At 59.2% G+C, this 16147-nt stretch carries 20 protein-coding genes; 9 read left to right on the top strand and 11 right to left on the bottom strand.

Annotated features, from left to right (window positions below):
* Window positions 1-37 precede the first annotated feature (37 nt).
* Entirely contained in the window at window positions 38-733 is a 696-nt protein-coding gene (locus tag BLW70_RS23635; protein ID WP_328586409.1) for a tRNA (adenine(22)-N(1))-methyltransferase, read from the top strand.
* 40 nt (window positions 734-773) lie between these two features.
* Here the strand turns inward: BLW70_RS23635 and BLW70_RS23630 are convergent, their stop codons facing one another.
* The 4 genes from BLW70_RS23630 to BLW70_RS23615 all read right to left on the bottom strand — a co-directional run bounded on the left by BLW70_RS23630 (window position 774) and on the right by BLW70_RS23615 (window position 3662).
* Complete coding sequence (locus tag BLW70_RS23630) at window positions 774-1514, bottom strand: Mut7-C RNAse domain-containing protein (RefSeq protein WP_074878132.1); 741 nt, start codon at window positions 1512-1514, stop codon at window positions 774-776.
* A 63-nt stretch (window positions 1515-1577) separates the two neighbouring features.
* Window positions 1578-1973 carry a hypothetical protein gene (locus BLW70_RS23625; RefSeq protein ID WP_074878130.1) on the bottom strand — a complete coding sequence of 132 codons (396 nt, stop codon included), beginning with the start codon at window positions 1971-1973 and terminating at the stop codon, window positions 1578-1580.
* A 232-nt stretch (window positions 1974-2205) separates the two neighbouring features.
* Window positions 2206-2628, bottom strand: a complete 423-nt coding sequence (locus BLW70_RS23620) for an MAPEG family protein (protein WP_074880789.1) — start codon at window positions 2626-2628, stop codon at window positions 2206-2208.
* Between the two features lie 80 nt (window positions 2629-2708).
* Window positions 2709-3662 (bottom strand): diiron oxygenase, encoded by a 954-nt coding sequence (locus BLW70_RS23615; protein ID WP_074878128.1) that lies wholly within the window; start codon window positions 3660-3662, stop codon window positions 2709-2711.
* Window positions 3663-3862: 200 nt separating this feature from the next.
* On the opposite strand from BLW70_RS23615, the gene BLW70_RS23610 reads away from it, so the two are divergent.
* From BLW70_RS23610 to BLW70_RS23600, 3 genes are all read left to right on the top strand, one after another.
* The gene (locus BLW70_RS23610) at window positions 3863-4819 is read left to right on the top strand and encodes an AraC family transcriptional regulator (RefSeq protein WP_074878126.1); all 957 of its coding nucleotides are present in this window, start codon (window positions 3863-3865) and stop codon (window positions 4817-4819) included.
* Window positions 4820-4963: 144 nt separating this feature from the next.
* Complete coding sequence (locus BLW70_RS23605; protein WP_074878123.1) at window positions 4964-5713, top strand: tetratricopeptide repeat protein; 750 nt, start codon at window positions 4964-4966, stop codon at window positions 5711-5713.
* Window positions 5714-5876: 163 nt separating this feature from the next.
* Complete coding sequence (locus tag BLW70_RS23600) at window positions 5877-6803, top strand: transporter (protein WP_074878120.1); 927 nt, start codon at window positions 5877-5879, stop codon at window positions 6801-6803.
* A gap of 97 nt (window positions 6804-6900) precedes the next feature.
* On the opposite strand, the gene BLW70_RS23595 is transcribed toward BLW70_RS23600, so the two are convergent.
* Window positions 6901-7599 (bottom strand): ion channel, encoded by a 699-nt coding sequence (locus tag BLW70_RS23595; RefSeq protein ID WP_074878119.1) that lies wholly within the window; start codon window positions 7597-7599, stop codon window positions 6901-6903.
* A 395-nt stretch (window positions 7600-7994) separates the two neighbouring features.
* Between BLW70_RS23595 and BLW70_RS23590 the strand changes: the two genes are divergently transcribed.
* Entirely contained in the window at window positions 7995-8501 is a 507-nt protein-coding gene (locus BLW70_RS23590) for a GrpB family protein (protein ID WP_074878117.1), read from the top strand.
* A 15-nt stretch (window positions 8502-8516) separates the two neighbouring features.
* Here the strand turns inward: BLW70_RS23590 and BLW70_RS23585 are convergent, their stop codons facing one another.
* The 3 genes from BLW70_RS23585 to BLW70_RS23575 form a co-directional block, all read right to left on the bottom strand.
* A complete protein-coding gene (locus BLW70_RS23585) occupies window positions 8517-9389 on the bottom strand; it encodes a class I SAM-dependent methyltransferase (protein WP_074878116.1) in 873 nt (290 codons plus the stop codon).
* The gene (locus BLW70_RS30755) at window positions 9386-9580 is read right to left on the bottom strand and encodes a hypothetical protein (RefSeq protein ID WP_162493951.1); all 195 of its coding nucleotides are present in this window, start codon (window positions 9578-9580) and stop codon (window positions 9386-9388) included. Before BLW70_RS30755 ends, BLW70_RS23585 begins: the two co-directional genes overlap by 4 nt.
* Before the next feature lie 102 nt (window positions 9581-9682).
* Complete coding sequence (locus BLW70_RS23575) at window positions 9683-10576, bottom strand: NAD(P)/FAD-dependent oxidoreductase (protein ID WP_074878114.1); 894 nt, start codon at window positions 10574-10576, stop codon at window positions 9683-9685.
* A gap of 107 nt (window positions 10577-10683) precedes the next feature.
* Between BLW70_RS23575 and BLW70_RS23570 the strand changes: the two genes are divergently transcribed.
* The 4 genes from BLW70_RS23570 to BLW70_RS23555 all read left to right on the top strand — a co-directional run bounded on the left by BLW70_RS23570 (window position 10684) and on the right by BLW70_RS23555 (window position 14288).
* Complete coding sequence (locus BLW70_RS23570; protein WP_074878112.1) at window positions 10684-11331, top strand: TetR/AcrR family transcriptional regulator; 648 nt, start codon at window positions 10684-10686, stop codon at window positions 11329-11331.
* Window positions 11332-11937: 606 nt separating this feature from the next.
* A complete protein-coding gene (gene yiaY / locus BLW70_RS23565; RefSeq protein ID WP_074878110.1) occupies window positions 11938-13086 on the top strand; it encodes an L-threonine dehydrogenase in 1149 nt (382 codons plus the stop codon).
* A gap of 179 nt (window positions 13087-13265) precedes the next feature.
* A complete protein-coding gene (locus BLW70_RS23560; protein ID WP_074878108.1) occupies window positions 13266-13595 on the top strand; it encodes a DHCW motif cupin fold protein in 330 nt (109 codons plus the stop codon).
* Between the two features lie 96 nt (window positions 13596-13691).
* Window positions 13692-14288, top strand: a complete 597-nt coding sequence (locus BLW70_RS23555) for an eCIS core domain-containing protein (protein WP_074878106.1) — start codon at window positions 13692-13694, stop codon at window positions 14286-14288.
* Window positions 14289-14312: 24 nt separating this feature from the next.
* Here BLW70_RS23555 and BLW70_RS23550 read toward each other — a convergent pair whose 3' ends face one another.
* From BLW70_RS23550 to BLW70_RS23540, 3 genes are all read right to left on the bottom strand, one after another.
* A complete protein-coding gene (locus BLW70_RS23550) occupies window positions 14313-14984 on the bottom strand; it encodes a class I SAM-dependent methyltransferase (RefSeq protein WP_074878103.1) in 672 nt (223 codons plus the stop codon).
* A 66-nt stretch (window positions 14985-15050) separates the two neighbouring features.
* Complete coding sequence (locus BLW70_RS23545; RefSeq protein WP_074878101.1) at window positions 15051-15647, bottom strand: cytochrome c3 family protein; 597 nt, start codon at window positions 15645-15647, stop codon at window positions 15051-15053.
* Window positions 15648-15656: 9 nt separating this feature from the next.
* Window positions 15657-16142: a nitrate reductase cytochrome c-type subunit gene (locus BLW70_RS23540; protein WP_074878098.1), complete on the bottom strand. Its 486-nt coding sequence runs from the start codon at window positions 16140-16142 to the stop codon at window positions 15657-15659.
* Window positions 16143-16147 lie beyond the last annotated feature (5 nt).

Raw genomic sequence — 16147 nt, 5'->3', positions numbered from 1 at the left:
AAAGGTGCCGGACATTCGTGGTGAAAAGGAACTGCAGTTGAACGAACAGACATTGTCCCAGCGCCTGGAGCGCGTGGCGGCGCATGTACCAGCAGACGCACGCCTGGCCGATATCGGCTCGGATCACGGCTACCTGCCGGTGGCGTTGATGCGCCGTGGCGCCATTGCGGCGGCGGTGGCCGGGGAGGTGGCGTTGACGCCGTTCCATTCGGCCGAACGCACCGTGCGCGAGAGCGGTCTGGACCAGCGGATCAGCGTGCGCCTGGCCAGTGGTCTGGCAGCGATCGGACCGGGTGACGGGATCACGGCGATCACAATCTGCGGCATGGGCGGCGAGACGATCCGCGACATCCTCGACAGCGGCAAGGCGCGTCTGAGTGGCCAGGAGCGCCTGATTCTGCAACCCAACGGCGGCGAGCAGCCACTGCGCCAGTGGCTGATGGAAAATGGCTACCGCATCCTCTGCGAGGAACTGCTGCGGGAAAATCGTTTCGACTACGAAATCATCGTCGCCGAGCGCGCCGGGCCGGTGATGTACACCGCCGAGGAGCTTTATTTTGGCCCACTGCAGATGCAGGCACGCAGCCCGGCGTTCCTGATCAAGTGGCAGCGCATCCTGCGCGAGAAGCAGAAGACCCTGACCCACTTCGCCCATGCGCGACAGGCCTTGCCCGAAGAAAAAGTGCAAGACATCGCCCGGCAGGCCCGGTGGATCACCGAGTTGCTGGCTTGAGGCCGGTCCAGGGTTTGTACGAAAAAGTCGATGCGCTCGGCTATCGGTTCAGCAGAGGCGCCAGCAGTGCATGCATGCTGCGCCAGTGCGAACCCTCCCAGTAAATCCGTTGGCAGGCATCGCAGCGCAAGAAGTGCGAATAGAGGGCACCAACCCGTGGCGGCACCTGCAGCCGGGCCAGTTCCGGGCTGATCTCGTGCAGCGGCAGGTTGCAATGAAGGCACAGGCTGAATGGCCGCGCGTTACGCGCCAGGTCGAGGCGTTCGTACATTTCGCGCAGCTGTAGCGACGGTTTGAGGGCATGCACGTAACAGCCGTGGCTGATGATCCGCCGCTTGAGCAGTTCGCGGTCACGGGTCAGCACGATGCGTCCTTGCTGCGCAGCGATCTCGGCGATCTCGCCATCCTCGAAGCCATTGTCGTAGAGGGTGTCGAAACCGCTCATGCGCAGCAGGTTGGCCAGCCCGCCAAGATGTGCATCAGCAATGAAGCGCAGCACCCGTAAAGGTTGCGCACGAACCTTGAGCAACGGGCTGATGTCCAGCGCTTCGAACTTGGGATACACCGCCAGCCGGTCACCGTCGAAGATCGTCCGCTCCAGGCCCACCGACTCGCCGTTGAGCAGCACCAACTCAACCTCCGTGTGCGGTATCCCGAGCGCCTCGATCATGTGCTTGACCGTCGCCCCTCGCGCGCACTCGCAGGTGAATGACTGCCGGCGCCGTTCGGCCGGCAGGAAATCGTTGAGCTCCTCGTAGAAGCGGAAAGTTGCACGAGTCATGTTGAACAGTATGGCAGGGCTGCGGGATGAGCGAGTCTGGTCCGCACGCCTGCTCTGGCAGGCCTAGCGACGATAGTAGCGGCGATCGTCCTCGTAGCGGTGCCGCATGGCCCGATCCTGGTGGCGCTCCCAATCACGACGATCAGCTTCTCGGCGGGCTTGCTCTCGACGCCACTTATCTCTACGCCAGTCGTCTCGGCGCCAATTGTCCCTGCGATCATGCCAACGGCCGTCATGCCAGTATCGGTCGTCATGGGCAAGCAACGCCCCCGGCTGCGTGGCGGCCATACTGGCCAGGGTCGGCCAAGGGTTGCCGGCGGCCTGGACAGGCGCCTGAACGGCGGTGACTTCAGTTGCGACAACAGGGGTTGGGGTCTTCATCGGTGTTGCGCAGGCCGAGCCCACTGCCGCGAACGCAAACAGGCCGAAGAGCACCATCCGTGGGTCATGGAATTTCATGAGAGAAGGCAACCTCTGATTGACAATCGGACGTATGGCCATCTTGCTGCGGGAAGCCTTGGGGGTTCGCGCTTACCGAGCGGATGTGCCTATCCACATAGACAGATTAATAGGGAAAAGTTCTAGGGGACCCCCTGCTTAAATAGCCAACGTTGTACGTCCAGAACTTTGCTACAGCAGCGCGCCCTTCGGTGATCGACGGGTGCGCTGTGCCGATGATCTGTTTGAGTATTCAGGCGCCGTAACAAGCGGCTATCACAATGAGTGCGAGAAAACAGACCAACTGCACGCAAAAGAAGGTAAACCGAACCGCCACGAACGTATCGGTTTGCACATGGGAGACGTGAACCAGCGACTGGCACACACGAGCGGTCAGGACGAATATGGACAGGTAGTTCACTGCGGGGCCGTCGATACCAAGGGCTGAAATCACGAACACGATGGCGCCAAAGACAGGCAGATTTTCCACACAGTTCGCGTGTGCCCTTGTCCCACGCCGATACCAATCCTCGCCTTCGAGCTGATCGCTTCGGAAAGAAGCAATCGGAATATTCGAGAACAGGATTCTGACCCAGCGATACACTCCGACGGTTGCCATCAACAACAGTAAAGTCCAGGTCGCAAATCCAAGCAGCATCCACATCGGAATCGTCATGGCTGCCATCCTCAATCAATCATTTTCGGCATGTCATCCCACCGTCGTGCGACCGACGCGCGGTCGGTCGCCCCTGTCGATCAATGGCTCATGATGGGTGCCAGTGCGGTCTGAATCCTGGACATCTGTGCTGGCGTTGTCATGCGCGTAAGCAGCCGGCCAAAGTGTGGATGTTGCACGCCCGAGATAATGTATTGCCAGCGGTAGGCGCTCAGCACGCAGGCGTTGATTTGCGCTGTCTGATCGACACTGAACGATCGTGAAGCATTTCGAATGAAGTAGTCGGCATCGGATGCCGATTGTGCCTGCAGGATTGCGTCGACAGCCGCCACCAGCGCAATCAGATCGTTCACTGCCTGGTCGCGCTTGGCCGGGGAGAGTTTTGCGTGCTCAGCCTCCCACTCCAATTCATCGAGTACGACGTGCCGACTTTCATCCTTCCAATGAAACTTGAAGACATCCTTGAAGAGCGGGCATATCTCCTCGCGCGGGGCGATGCTTTGCACGTAGTGCGTCTGAACAAACAGTTCGATATGACAGGTCAGCGCCAGTACCGACCAGGTACTGGCCGCCAGTACCGCGCGCGCTACATCGTTTGGGTCGGCAACCTGACGATACCCCGCTGGCAATTGCTTACCCATCATCGTCTCAATGCGTCGGAACAGCTCCTGATGCTTGATCTCGTCGTTGGAAAAGCGCACCAGCGCTTCCAGTGCGAGCTGATCGTCAAATACATGGGCCCGACCTTGATCGAGCATTTTGGCACTGATAAAACGCTCGACGAGGCCAAAGATATACGCATAGGTCCGGCCCTGAATCTGACTGAGCAGACGCGCCTCGTCCGCGGCGAGAAAGGTCAGGCAGTCGATCCGCGATAGCCCGTCCGGCAAAAATTTGCGCGAGAAGTCGAAGCTACGGTCCTGTAGCAAATCGCGATCGATTTGCCATTCCGCTTTCTTCGATGATTTGACGATTTGAGCAAAACGGGCGGCGTTGCCTGAATCTGAGCGGGGTAGGGTAGCTGCGGTGTTCATATCGATCTCCGGCTTGCGTGGTCGAGTTGGAGTGGGCCAATTACGGTCAACGCGGGAGTCAATGACCATCGGTGAAGCGTCCGGGGGAGCGCCTCGATCATTGAGTCCACGTTGGTGCTAATCTAGGCCTCGCAGTTCAGGCGGCGAATGACCAGTGCGCCTGATTACATGCTCCGGACTCCGGAAAGGAGGGCTGGCAATTGTTGGATGCTCTATCTGATGTCTTGCGTGTGATTCGGCTGTCTGGTGGGGTCTTTCTCGAGGCGGAGCTCAGTGCGCCCTGGTGCATCAGCGGAAGAATCTCTGCAGACGACTGCAAACCGTTCCTGGCGGCACCTCGACATATCATTGCGTCGCATTTTGTCGCGGCGGGGCACATGCAATTACGTATCGACGATGGCGCCACCCTCGACGTGCGGGCAGGCGAACTCATTCTGCTTCCTCGCAATGACGTTCATACCTTTGGCAGTGATCTAAGCATTGCGCCCATGTCGGCGCGCGAAGTTATCCAGCCGCCGGAAATCGGTGGAATTTCACGAATCAAGTACGGCGGGGGCGGCGAGGCCACACAGTTATTGTGCGGATTCCTCGGCTCTGAAACACCGTTCAGCCCGTTGCTTTCGTCGCTGCCATCCTTATTGAAACTAGACGTCCGCGCGACGGCTTCGGGAGCCTGGATTGAAAGCTCATTCCGTTTCGCTGTCAGTGAGATCGCGACGGGGCGCGTCGGCTCGACAACAGTCATCGCCAAGCTATCCGAATTGCTGTTCGTCGAAGCCGTCAGCCAGTATGTCGCCAACCTCCCCACTGAGCGGCGCGGGTGGCTGGCGGGTTTGCGAGATCCGCATATCGGGCGCGCACTGGCGCTGCTCCATGCTCGTCCAACCGAGGGCTGGACGGCAGAAGCCCTGGCGCTTGAGGTGGGCATGTCGCGCTCGGTATTCGCGGAGCGATTCACGGCATTGGTCGGACAGCCACCGATGCAATACCTGACGCTCTGGCGAATGCACGTGGCGGCTCAACACCTGCGCGAAGGGCGCGGGAATGTGGCGCAAATCGGCTTTGCAGTGGGCTACGAGTCCGAAGCAGCGTTCAGTCGCGCATTCAAACGCCAGTTCGGCACATCACCCGGCACTTGGCGCAGACAATCCGCATGAGAAGGTCTGGTGCCGATGGCCTGTTGCAGCGGGAACTTCAGGGTACTGGCCAGGTCAACAGGGGCCCTGTATCGGCGATGCCGAGCAGCGCTGGTGGCCTGTTTTACGACAGTGCCGTCCTCGATCAGCCGAGTCCGCCCCCTGATGCCAACCAAGAGTTTTCTGCCGGGTCTCATCCTGGCGTTCTGCGCTGTCGCGTCGCTTTGTTCGGTTGCTGCCGAACGAAGACCGCTCTCGCAAAGTAACAGCGCATCAACCACGCTAATCGAAACCGCCTCGCGGCAATATGAAAATGGCCAGTTGGACCAAGCCGCTGCCACGCTGGAGCGTGCCCTGCATATCCAGCCGAACAATCCCGCGACGCTGCATTACCTTGGTGTGTTGCGTCTTCAGCAGGGGCAGTACCAGCAGGCAGAAACGTTGGCGGCGCGCTCGAACATGCGGGTTGGTCGCAACGTCGAGTTACGCAACCGCAACTTCCAATTGATCCAGGCGGCGCAGCAGGCCAAGGCTTCGAGTACCTCACCCAACGCCAAAGAGGACCAGGTCGCAGTACAGCAGGGGCTCAAAGAGGAGGTCCAAAAGCGTCGCGAAGCAGAAATGGCCGCTGTTGAACAAGCCAACGCTGGCAACTTCGCTAACGCACAGGCAGAGAGGGTATCGGATTCGCCGACGGCTGGCAGGCCTCGGCGCGAAGGAGAAGTGCCCGTGGCTTTCGTCGAGCCACAGCGGCCTGCGTACGATGAGGTTGAGATCCCCAGCGGCCATTGGCCGCCTCCGGGTAAGTGCCGAATCTGGTTTCCTGATCGCCCGCCCGGGCATCAGCCCAAACCCGGAAAATGCAAGAAGCTGCGAGATCGGGTTCCGTCAGGAGCCTACCTGGTGCGCGGTTGAGTTTCTGCGTGTCCTTTTGGCCGGTTAAGTCAAAGGCTCGGAGCGTGCTGTAGATAGCCAAGTGCGACTACGCAGTGCGGGTGGCATCTGTCTATGCCAAACAAATGCAGATGCGCTACAACTCATAGAACTCCGGGGTCCTCACAGAAGCGAGCGAAAGTGGATGAAACACAATCTCTGTGTCATCAGGCTGGTTCGTTTCGCATCCGCTTCGGTCATCATGCTCGCCACCGGCGCAGTGGCAGAAGATCTCGAACCCAGGTCCTACGCTAATACACCGGTCGGTATCAATTTCCTGCTCATCGGCTACAGCGATCTCCATGGCAATGTGACGGCCAACCCCTCGATCCCACTCGAAGATGCCAGGCTCAATATCAAGACGGTCGTGTTTGCCTTTGCCAGATCCCTGGACGTCTGGGGCCGCTCGGGGAAGTTCGATATCGTCGTGCCCGAGGCAAAACTGACCGGCTCAGCCCTGCTTGCCGGCGAACCCAGGGAGCGTCATGTCTCTGGGCTGATCGACCCAAGATTTCGCTTCTCGGTCAACTTGTATGGCGCCCCGGCGATGTCCCTGGCCGAGTTCCCCAGCTACCAACAGGATGTGATTATCGGCGCCAGCCTGGCGATCACGGCGCCACTGGGCCAATACGACGACAGCAGGCTGATCAATCTGGGCAATAATCGCTGGTCATTCAAGCCTGAACTCGGGGTTTCCAAACGTGTGGGGCCAGTGACCCTGGAATTATCCGGCGCAGGAACCTTTTTCACCGACAATGACGAGTTACTCGGCGACCACGTGCTTTCCCAGGATCCGATTTACCAAATACAGGGGCATCTTATCTACGCCTTCAACTATGGGGTCTGGGGTTCGCTGGATGCGACCTACTTCGCTGGCGGCAGCAGCTCAGTGGATGGGGTCAGTAACCGTGATTTTCAGGAAAGCACCCGCTACGGCTGCACCCTTTCGCTGCCGTTGAACCGCAACCATTCGATAAAGCTGAATGCGAGCTATGGCGGACATTCCCGCACGGGCAGCGAATACGATGCTGTCGGCATGGTCTGGCAGTATCGTTTCGGTGCAGGACTTTGAAAGACAGGATTTACGCTACGTCCCATTCACGCGTTGGTGGGACATTTGTCCGACCCTGCTTGCTTACCCCCCGGAGGTGGCTCAGGCAAATCGACAGTTACCTGACCTGATTCGACGGATAAAGACCGGCAAGCCGCGCAATCACAACACCAACGTAAAAGACGCCGGAAAATTCTTCGACCATCACAAGTGAGCGGGCGTGGTTGGTCAGCGGGATAACGTCACCGTAGCCGGTGGTGGTGAGCGTCGTGAGGCTGAAATAGATCAGTTTGAAGAAGGTCCCGGGCTGTGCGAAGTCGAGTTGGCCAGGGCCGAATGAGCCTGCGGCGGATATCTCGACCAGGGCAAAGATGAAGGACCAAACGAAGGCCAGCATGATGTAACCCGCCAGCGCGCCATGCAGTTTGTCAGCTGTAATTGGCCCGCGCATGAGGATATAGCGAAGCACTCCGCTAAACGAAACCGCAAGAGACGCCGCATAGGAAATCCCGGCAAGCTTAAGAATCGCGATACTCCCAGCCCCCAAGGCCGCCCATTGAAGGCCAACCCCAAGCAGCGCCAGACACAGCTTGAGGATGAACCCTCGCCGAGTCTGCCTGGTGGCGAAAGCGCCCACGAGCAGCACCGTTGAAAACAGAATGCCGAGCGACAAGCGAGGCATTAAACCCTCCTCAAGGAAGGGAAACAGAAGGATCAATCCTAGTAAGAGCAGCAATAGATAGGTGCAGGGCCCTCGTCCTATCACCATCTGAGCTAAATCCGCGTCGGACTCGGCTTTATCTTGCGGATTTGTCATACCGGTTTCCCTGAGGACGAAGTCACCTGACGTTGCACGCCTGAATTCTGATCTTGTTTCAGGATAGTTGGCAGTGAAACTCTAGACGCGAATACTTGTAAGAGGATTCAAACTGACAGGCAGCGATGGCTCGTATAGCGACCATCACTTGTTGTGACTGGTCGTTGTGGCAGATTTCATTGAAAAAAGTCGGTCTTTCCAGACGGCCCGCATACTGACCGCTGAAAACGCCTCCTTAGCGCGCAGCTAAGCGAAATCAGAGCCCGACATCCTCTGTTCAAAGTAAATATTTCAATCTCAAGCGCCTATTTTCTGCCGTGGGCCCCATGGCCGACTTCAAATTTTTTGAACCACGGTTAATCTTCTCTCCTTCGACTATGACGCAAGGACAGCTGATGACCCTCACCAGTAAAATCTCGCCCTATGATCCTCAATGGCCGCTACTTTTTACTACCGAAAAACGACGAATAGCGAAGGGCTTTGGAGCTGAGCTGATCGAAACTCATCATGTCGGTAGTACCGCTGTTCCTGGGCTTTGCGCCAAACCAGAAATCGACATTTTGGTTGTGGTGTCGGAGCACGTAAATGAAGCGGCTCGTGGCGAGTTCATGCATACATTGGGCTATGTACGGGGAACAGATCTTTCGATCGACCATCACTTTTACCGTCGCGATGTCGATGGGGTGAGAACTCATAAAATACACGTGTGCATCGCTGGTCATGGACAGATTGCGCGAATGCTACGCTTCCGAGACCTTTTGAGAGAAAACGGCAGCATCCGGCAGCAGTATCAGGATTTGAAGCTACGGCTCGAAGCCAACAACCGGGAAGGCATTGCCGAATATCTCGCGCACAAGGCACCCTACATCGATGCTTTGATGGATACGCAACTAGAGGAATAAATACGTCTCCCCCTGTTAATCGCTGCTAGCTGCCGGATTGCGTGCCATGACGATCCACGCCGCGCCGTCGATCATCACCGACCGCTCGCCGGGGAGGCCCGCCAAGGCGGCACGAACCGCGGCCCAGGCGTGGGCGCGGATGTCGTCGGGCTGATCCGCGAGCACAAGCGACAGCGGGCCGCCCTCGAACGCCATCTTCACCGCGTCGTCGATCGCCGCGTCCCGCGTCCCGCCCTCGCCGAACGGGATGGAAGCATCGAAGGGCGTGATAGTGACATCGGTGAAACCGGCTGCTGTCAGGATGCGCATCACCCGCCCCCGGTCGCCGAACGAGAAGGGGCCGGGCGCTTCGGGATCGGGCGGTGCGGTCGGCGGGACGATGCCCTTGATCGCGCCCATCGGCAGGCGCACCCAATCGTTCTCGGCCACGCCGCGCCAGCAGACGAAAGCGACCCGCCCGCCCGGCCGGAGCGCGCGTCGCATATGGGCGAACGCCCCTGTCGGATCGTCGAAGAACATCACTCCGAAACGCGAGAACAGGATGTCGAACGCGCGCTCGGGCAGCTCGGCGCTGCTGGCGTCGGCTACCCGGAACTGGGCCGGCGTATCCTGTGGCGCAAGCGCGCACGCTCGGCCGATCAGCGGTTCGGATATGTCCACGCCCAGCACATGGCCGCCCGCGCCGACGCGGGCGGCCAGAGCCAGACTCGACGCGCCCGCGCCGCAGCCGACGTCCAGCACGTGCTCACCCGTTGCGGGCGCGGCGGCTTCTATCGCGGCCTGGCCGAACACCGCAAACATGGCGTCGAGCCGGGCCTGGTTGGCGACCCAGTACTCTCCGCTTTGGCCATTCCAGTCGGCGACCTGATAGGCATTTTGCTCGGTCATGACATTTCCTCGTTTTGATTCGCTCTAACTAGGCCGTGCAAAAGCCGGGGACGGCGACCTTCTGGAACAGGTGCGGGCGTGAAGAGGTTGATGAGCACGACTGGCGCGGCCGCGATGCCGAGTTGGCGCTGAAGCGGGAATTTATCGTCTAGCGGTTTGAATTTATGGTCTAGCGGCTTTAGGTCGGTCATGGTGGCGCTCCCGTCTATTGTGAAATTGAAACTGGCGTGATCGATGCTGCTTCGAAGCAACCTTCAGAAGCCTGCGACAACCGAAGAAGGGAATCTGTGCTCTCAAACCAGCATCGACTGCTGGGCGGAGATACCCGCCGTCGCGCCTTGCCATGATGCCGTGGTGACCGAGGGCATGAGGAGATTGGCGAGGTCGCCGGCGGCGTAGACGCCGGGCATGCTGGTTTCGCGGCGCTCGTCGACCTTGAGGGCGATGCCCAGGGGCGTATCGACCGTGGCGAGGCCCAGCGATTCATGCAGGCTTGCGGACGGCTTGTTGCGCGGATGCGCGAACAGAATGTCGACCGCGACAGGGGGGCCGGCGTCTAGCTTGACGGTGGTGTTATGGCTCTCGTCATGGTCGATTTCGGTGATCCTGCCATCGACGACAGGGATGCCGCGGCGCGCCAGATCGGCCCGGATGTCGGGTGGAATGTCGTGACCATTGGCGAAGACCGTCAATGTGTCGGTCCAGTCGTGGTATAGCCTGACGTAGTTGTGCGACGGCGGGCCGGACCAGACGAGGCCCCAATGCCGGCCGGCAACTTCAAAGCCGTCGCAATAGGGGCAGGGAACGATGGAGGTGCCCCAGCCTTCGGCAAAGCCGGGAACTTCAGGCATCTGGTCGGCGACGCCATAGCTCAGGATCAGGCGGCGCGCCTTGAGGCTTTCGCCATCGCCAGTGAGTACGGAGAAATCGTCGATGGCGCCGGAGATACTCTCGGCCCGCGCAGTGACGAGCCTGACCGTGGGATAGCGCGCCAACTGCTGCCGCGCCTCGGCCAGGATCTCCAGCGGTGGCTTGTGGTCGTGGCCGAGCAGGCCATGCGAGTGGTCGGCGAAGCGATTGCGCGGCAGGCCGGTATCGAGAACGGTGACCTTTCGGCGGGCACGCCCGAGCTGCAGGGCTGCAGCAAGACCGGCAAAGCTGCCGCCGATGATGATGACGTCATTCATGGTGATGGGCTCCGTATTGGGGATGAAGGGAGATTGGCTTGCACGTTTAAGATACTTTGAAGTACCCTAATTCAGGAATTAGAATACTGTCAAGTACTGGAATTTTTATGACCGAAAACAACCAGGGCCGGCGCGGCCGGCCCGCCAACGAGGCGCTTGGCCAAACGATAGTCGACGCCGCGTGCGAACTTTTTGTGGAGTTGGGTTTTCAAGCGACGACCATGGACAAGGTCGCCCAGCGGGCGAAGATATCCAAGCTAAGCATCTATCGGCACTTCGAGAACAAGGAGGCGCTGTTCAGCGCGGCTATCGCGGCCCACTGCCAGCAGTTTGCACCACAGGCCCTTATTGAAGGCGTCGACGGTTCGGCGGCAGATCAGCTCATGGCGGTGGGAATATTCCTGCTTCGCACGTTGTTGAGCCCGGACGTGCGCAGTGTCGAAGCCATGATCATGGTCGACAAGACGAATCAAAAGTCGTTAAGCAAGCTCCATTACGAAGCCGGCCCCGCCTATGTCATCGCCCAAATCGAGGCCCTGTTGCGTCAGTTGCACGCGAAGGCGGTTCTGAACGTGCCCGATCCTCTCCAGTCCGCCCGCTTGTTTGCCGCGCTTTTCAAAGGGGCCGATCTCCTGATGATCGCCCGCTTCGATGAGGCGAAAGCAGAGGACGACAATGAAGTCGAATCCTATTGCCGGTCGGCCGTCGCCATGTTCATCGCCGCGCACGGTGGCAACGACCACGCGGGCGAATAAGCATTTGATTGCTCGGGTAGCTTGGCCGGGGCCGTCGTCCAGGCGACTCGTCATATTGGACTGGCGCGCGCCAATATGGCGACAGTATCGAAACGCTGCTTTGGTGGATCACCTTCAGCATTTCACGAACTAGCAACTCCGTGACTGTGGTTCACCTTTATGCCGCCTGAATCGCCCCAGTCTAGTAGATGATTTGAACGCCTCATTTTGGTCGATAGCTGGTCATTTCAAATGGCAGCATTTGGCCGATTTCTGACTGTCGATTGATCCATATGCGTGCGACCCAATCACCTACCCAGTCTCGTAAAGCCAAGAGCCGGACTTGTAGGGACGCATGACCTCCCGGTACTAAAGGAGGTACCAATGAACGCTAAAGGACCATTCCTGTCTGGCGTCATAGGTTTAGGCTCGATTCCAAGAGCAAAAGTTACTGGCTGCGATGGCCCATCCACCTCTGCGTCTTAAAAGCTGTTCGCCTGAATACTTGATGCAGCACGTCTCCCGCTGAACTCGTTGATGACGATATTCAGACCCGCCTCACAGCCTGCGATTTGAGTACAAGACCTCACCTGATTTCCGGGTTTCCAGAATAAAAGAGGAATTACCATGAGCAGCACCTTCTTCATTCCATCCGTGAACATGATGGGCATTGGCAGTCTCGACGAAGCGATGCTCGCCATCCGTAAATATGGTTTTCGCAAAGCCTTGATCGTCACTGATGCAGGCCTGGCCAAAGCCGGCGTGGCCGCCAAGGTCGCCAGTCTTCTGGCGCAGCAGGACATCGATTCCACTTTGTTTGATGGCGCCAAGCCGAATCCGACGGTCAGCAATGTCGAGAAAGGTCTTGAGCTGCTGGGTCGCAGCGACTGTGATTTCATTATTTCCCTGGGCGGCGGTTCTCCCCATGACTGCGCCAAGGGCATTGCCCTGTGCGCCACCAACGGCGGGCACATCAGTGATTACGAAGGCGTGGATCAATCCGCCAAGCCACAGATGCCGTTGATCGCGATCAATACCACCGCCGGCACGGCGAGTGAAATGACCCGTTTCTGCATCATTACCGACGAAGTCCGGCACGTGAAAATGGCCATCGTCGACCGTAACGTCACGCCACTGTTGTCGGTCAACGATCCTTCGCTGATGGCAGGCATGCCTAAAGGCCTGACCGCCGCCACCGGCATGGACGCGCTGACCCACGCTATCGAAGCCTACGTGTCGACTGCGGCAACGCCGATCACCGATGCCTGTGCACTCAAGGCCGTGGAGTTGATCTCGGCCAACCTGCGCACTGCCGTTGCCCAGGGTGACGACATGACTGCCCGGGAAAATATGGCCTACGCGCAATTTCTTGCCGGCATGGCCTTCAACAATGCTTCGCTGGGTTATGTCCACGCCATGGCGCACCAACTGGGTGGTTTCTACGACCTGCCTCACGGCGTCTGTAATGCGATCCTGCTGCCCCATGTCGCCAGCTTCAACGCCAGCGTATGTCCGGCCCGGTTTAAAGACATCGCCCATGCAATGGGGGTCGACACCCAGCAGCTGAATGCGGAAAAAGGCGCCGCCGCGGCCATCACCGCCATCCGTAAACTGTCTTTGGATGTCGGTATTCCGAGCGGCCTCGCCGAACTGGGCGCCAAAGCCGACGACATCCCGATCCTGGCCACCAATGCCATGAAGGATGCCTGCGGCTTCACTAATCCGCGTCCTGCCAACCAGGACGAGATCGAGCAGATTTTCCTTACCGCGATGTAACCGATGTGAAGTGACGCCAGCCAGATCAAAAGCCCCGCCTTCGGTTGAAGTGCGGGGCTTTTTTGGGGTTCTTCGCAGGTGTTCGAGTCTGTATCTCATAAACGCGTGGCATCTGTGTCTATCGGAAGCAGGACTGGGTGAGTACGGTCCGCAGACACTCCTTCAATGACGAGGCAACGATGGATCTAACGGCTGTTCCCTTTGGTACGACCGATTGGTCGACCGTCGAACCTGTACAGCATGCTGGACAGACCGGTACCGCCTATTGGCGAACCTGTCAGTTTGGTTCAACCCGTGTGCGGATGGTTGAGTACAGCGCCGGGTATCTGGCCGATCACTGGTGCTGGAGAGGTCATATCCTGTTGTGCCTGGAAGGCGAGTTGCACACGGAGCTGGAGGATGGTCGTCAGTTCACGCTCACCGCCGGGATGAGCTATCAGGTGGGCAGCAACGCTGAGGGGCATCGATCTTTCAGCACCACCGGTGCCAAGTTGTTCGTCGTGGATTAACGCTGGGGCGCCTGGTTCGGGGCTACGCTAAAGCCATGCAGATCGTCGATCAATCGGGACCCACTGTTCGCGCTGCGTCCGTCCCTGGAGCGCCCAATGCTGTCCATCATTACGCGCCTGGTGGCGCTGTTTGTTCTTTGCCTGACGCTTGAAGTTCCAGCCCAGACCAACGCCTGCCCGGCTGGCGAGACACAAGTGTGCCTGGACGGCTGCATCTGCCTGCCAGACGTGGGACCGCTGCTTGGTCCCCTGGCTGATGATATCCACCAGATCGCGGCACCGGCCCTGGCGATGTGGCTGACTCAAGCCCGCGCTGACGCCGCCAGCGCCGGCATCCAGCCCATTCCTTCGCACATCCGCGAGCGACTGCTGCGCTGGTACGACCCCAGCGTCCTCGACGCTGCGCGCTACAAAGTGAGCGACAACGGCCAATTCAACGCCGCCACGGCCATGCTGCAAAACCCCGATGTCGGTGCCGTGACGCTGATCGACATCATCCTTTTCCGGGACGCTCAAAACGCCGAGCAGGACATTGCGCTCTGGGCGCACGAACTAAAGCATGTGCAGCAATATCAGGAATGGGGGGTAGAAGGATTTGCCCAGCGGTATACACAGGATTTCAATGCTGTGGAGGCGCCGGCTTATGCCATACAGGCTGAGGTCAGGCAGTTGTTGCGGGAAGGGAATGACTGAAAAGCCCGAGTTGATCGATTGCACTTACCTCTGCGGTTCGGCCACCAGCAGCAATGACTGCGGCGCAGGACTTTGCGGGTGCTGCGGCTCTTGCAGGGCGGCCAGCCGAAAACCGGCCATGTCCAGCGCATTGAACCAACTGGACAAGGTGCGCAAGTACCACGGCATGGGTTGCCATTGGCCCTTGAACCCGGCGAAGGTCTCTTCCCGCCAGCCATCCTGATAGTCGCCCGCTGCCGCGGTCCATGGATGCAACGTCTGGATCACCAGCGCGCCGCCAGGGGCGAGCAGGGCGTTCATGGCGGTGAGCAGCGGGATGATGTCCTGGTGCAGCAGGGCGAAGTTGGCGCAGATCAGGTCGTAGTCGCGGCCAATGTCCACCTTCGCCTCCACCAATTCTTCATAGCTCGCCGGATGCACCGACGAAGAGCCCGCCGCCCGCGCCGCCTCGACCAGCGTCGCATCGCCATCCACACCGACCGCCTCGATGCCCCGTTCAGCCAGCGCGCGCAACAACCAGCCCTCGCCGCAGCCCAGGTCAAGCACACGCTCGGGCTGGCGACTCAGCACCGCCAGCAGGATGGCCTGGTCGGTGACTTTGAGGCGGCTTTCGATGGCACCAGTGCGGATGGCGTCGATCCAGGATTGGGCGTTGTGGTGCCAGCTGTCGAGGAGGGTGGATTCGGGGGTGGGCATGTCGGTGACCAGCGTTGTGGGTTGGATAAAAGGCCAGGACAAGTTCGGGCTGATCGAAAAAAATCCTTACCAGCCTTTCACCCCGCTCATATCGGGCAGCTTGTGAGCGATGCCCTTGTGGCAGTCGATGCACGTGGCTTCACCGTTGGCCAGTGAAGTTGAGTGCATGGAGGAAGCGCGCTTGCTCTGGCGGGTAAAGTCCATGAACTCGAAGTTGTGGCAGTTGCGGCATTCACGCGAGTCATTGGCCTTGAGCCGTGCCCATTCATGTTCGGCCAGTTCGCGACGCAGCATGAGAAATTTGTCGCGCGTATCGATGGTGCCGAAAATCTTGCCCCACACCTCCTTTGAAGCCTGCATCTTGCGCGCGATCTTGTGGGTCCATTCGTGGGGCACGTGGCAATCCGGGCAACTGGCGCGCACGCCGGAGCGGTTCGTGTAATGAATGGTGTCCTTCAGTTCGACGAACACGTTGTCGCGCATTTCATGACAGGAGATGCAGAATTTCTCGGTATTGCTCAGCTCCAGAGCGGTGTTGAAGCCACCCCAGAAAATGATCCCGGCGATAAAGCCCCCCAACGTCAGAAAGCCCAAGCTGTAGTAGAGGCTCGGACGACGCAGAATGCCCCAGTAATCCTTAAGCAGGGCGAACAGTTTTTTCATGTTGCCTCCTCAGGGTTTCTGCGTGGCGTTGGCTTCGTCTTGCAGTATTTTGTCGATCGTCTCGAAGCTGTTGCCCACCAGGGGCAGTACTTCTGTTTGCGGCACGTGGCATTGGTTGCAGAAGTACCGGCGCGGTGACACCGCCGCCAGCGCCTGGCCGTCGCGGTCCATGTAGTGGGTGATGCTGATCATCGTCGCCTGGGTCCGCGCGCTGTTGGCACGGCTGTGACAGGACAGGCACTTGTTGCCGTTCTTGTCGATCTGATAACCGAGGATGGTGTGGGGGATGGTGGGTGGCTGGTCCGGGTAATTGCGTTCGCGTTTCAGGTCCTTGTTTTCTTCATTGGCAATGGGCGGGGCCGGCATACTCTGGGTCAAGGTGCCACCGGGTCGGCGTCCATCTGGCCCCGAGGCATCGAGGGGGTAATTGACTTCTGCAGCCATCACCACGCCAATCGCAGCGAGCAGGAGCAACGGCAGGGTTCGCAAAGGCATGACGG

The sequence above is a fragment of the Pseudomonas frederiksbergensis genome, from assembly GCF_900105495.1.
GTDB lineage: Bacteria > Pseudomonadota > Gammaproteobacteria > Pseudomonadales > Pseudomonadaceae > Aquipseudomonas > Aquipseudomonas frederiksbergensis.
The sequence above is the reverse complement of the archived record's forward strand: the minus strand, read 5'-3'. Positions and strand labels throughout refer to the sequence as shown.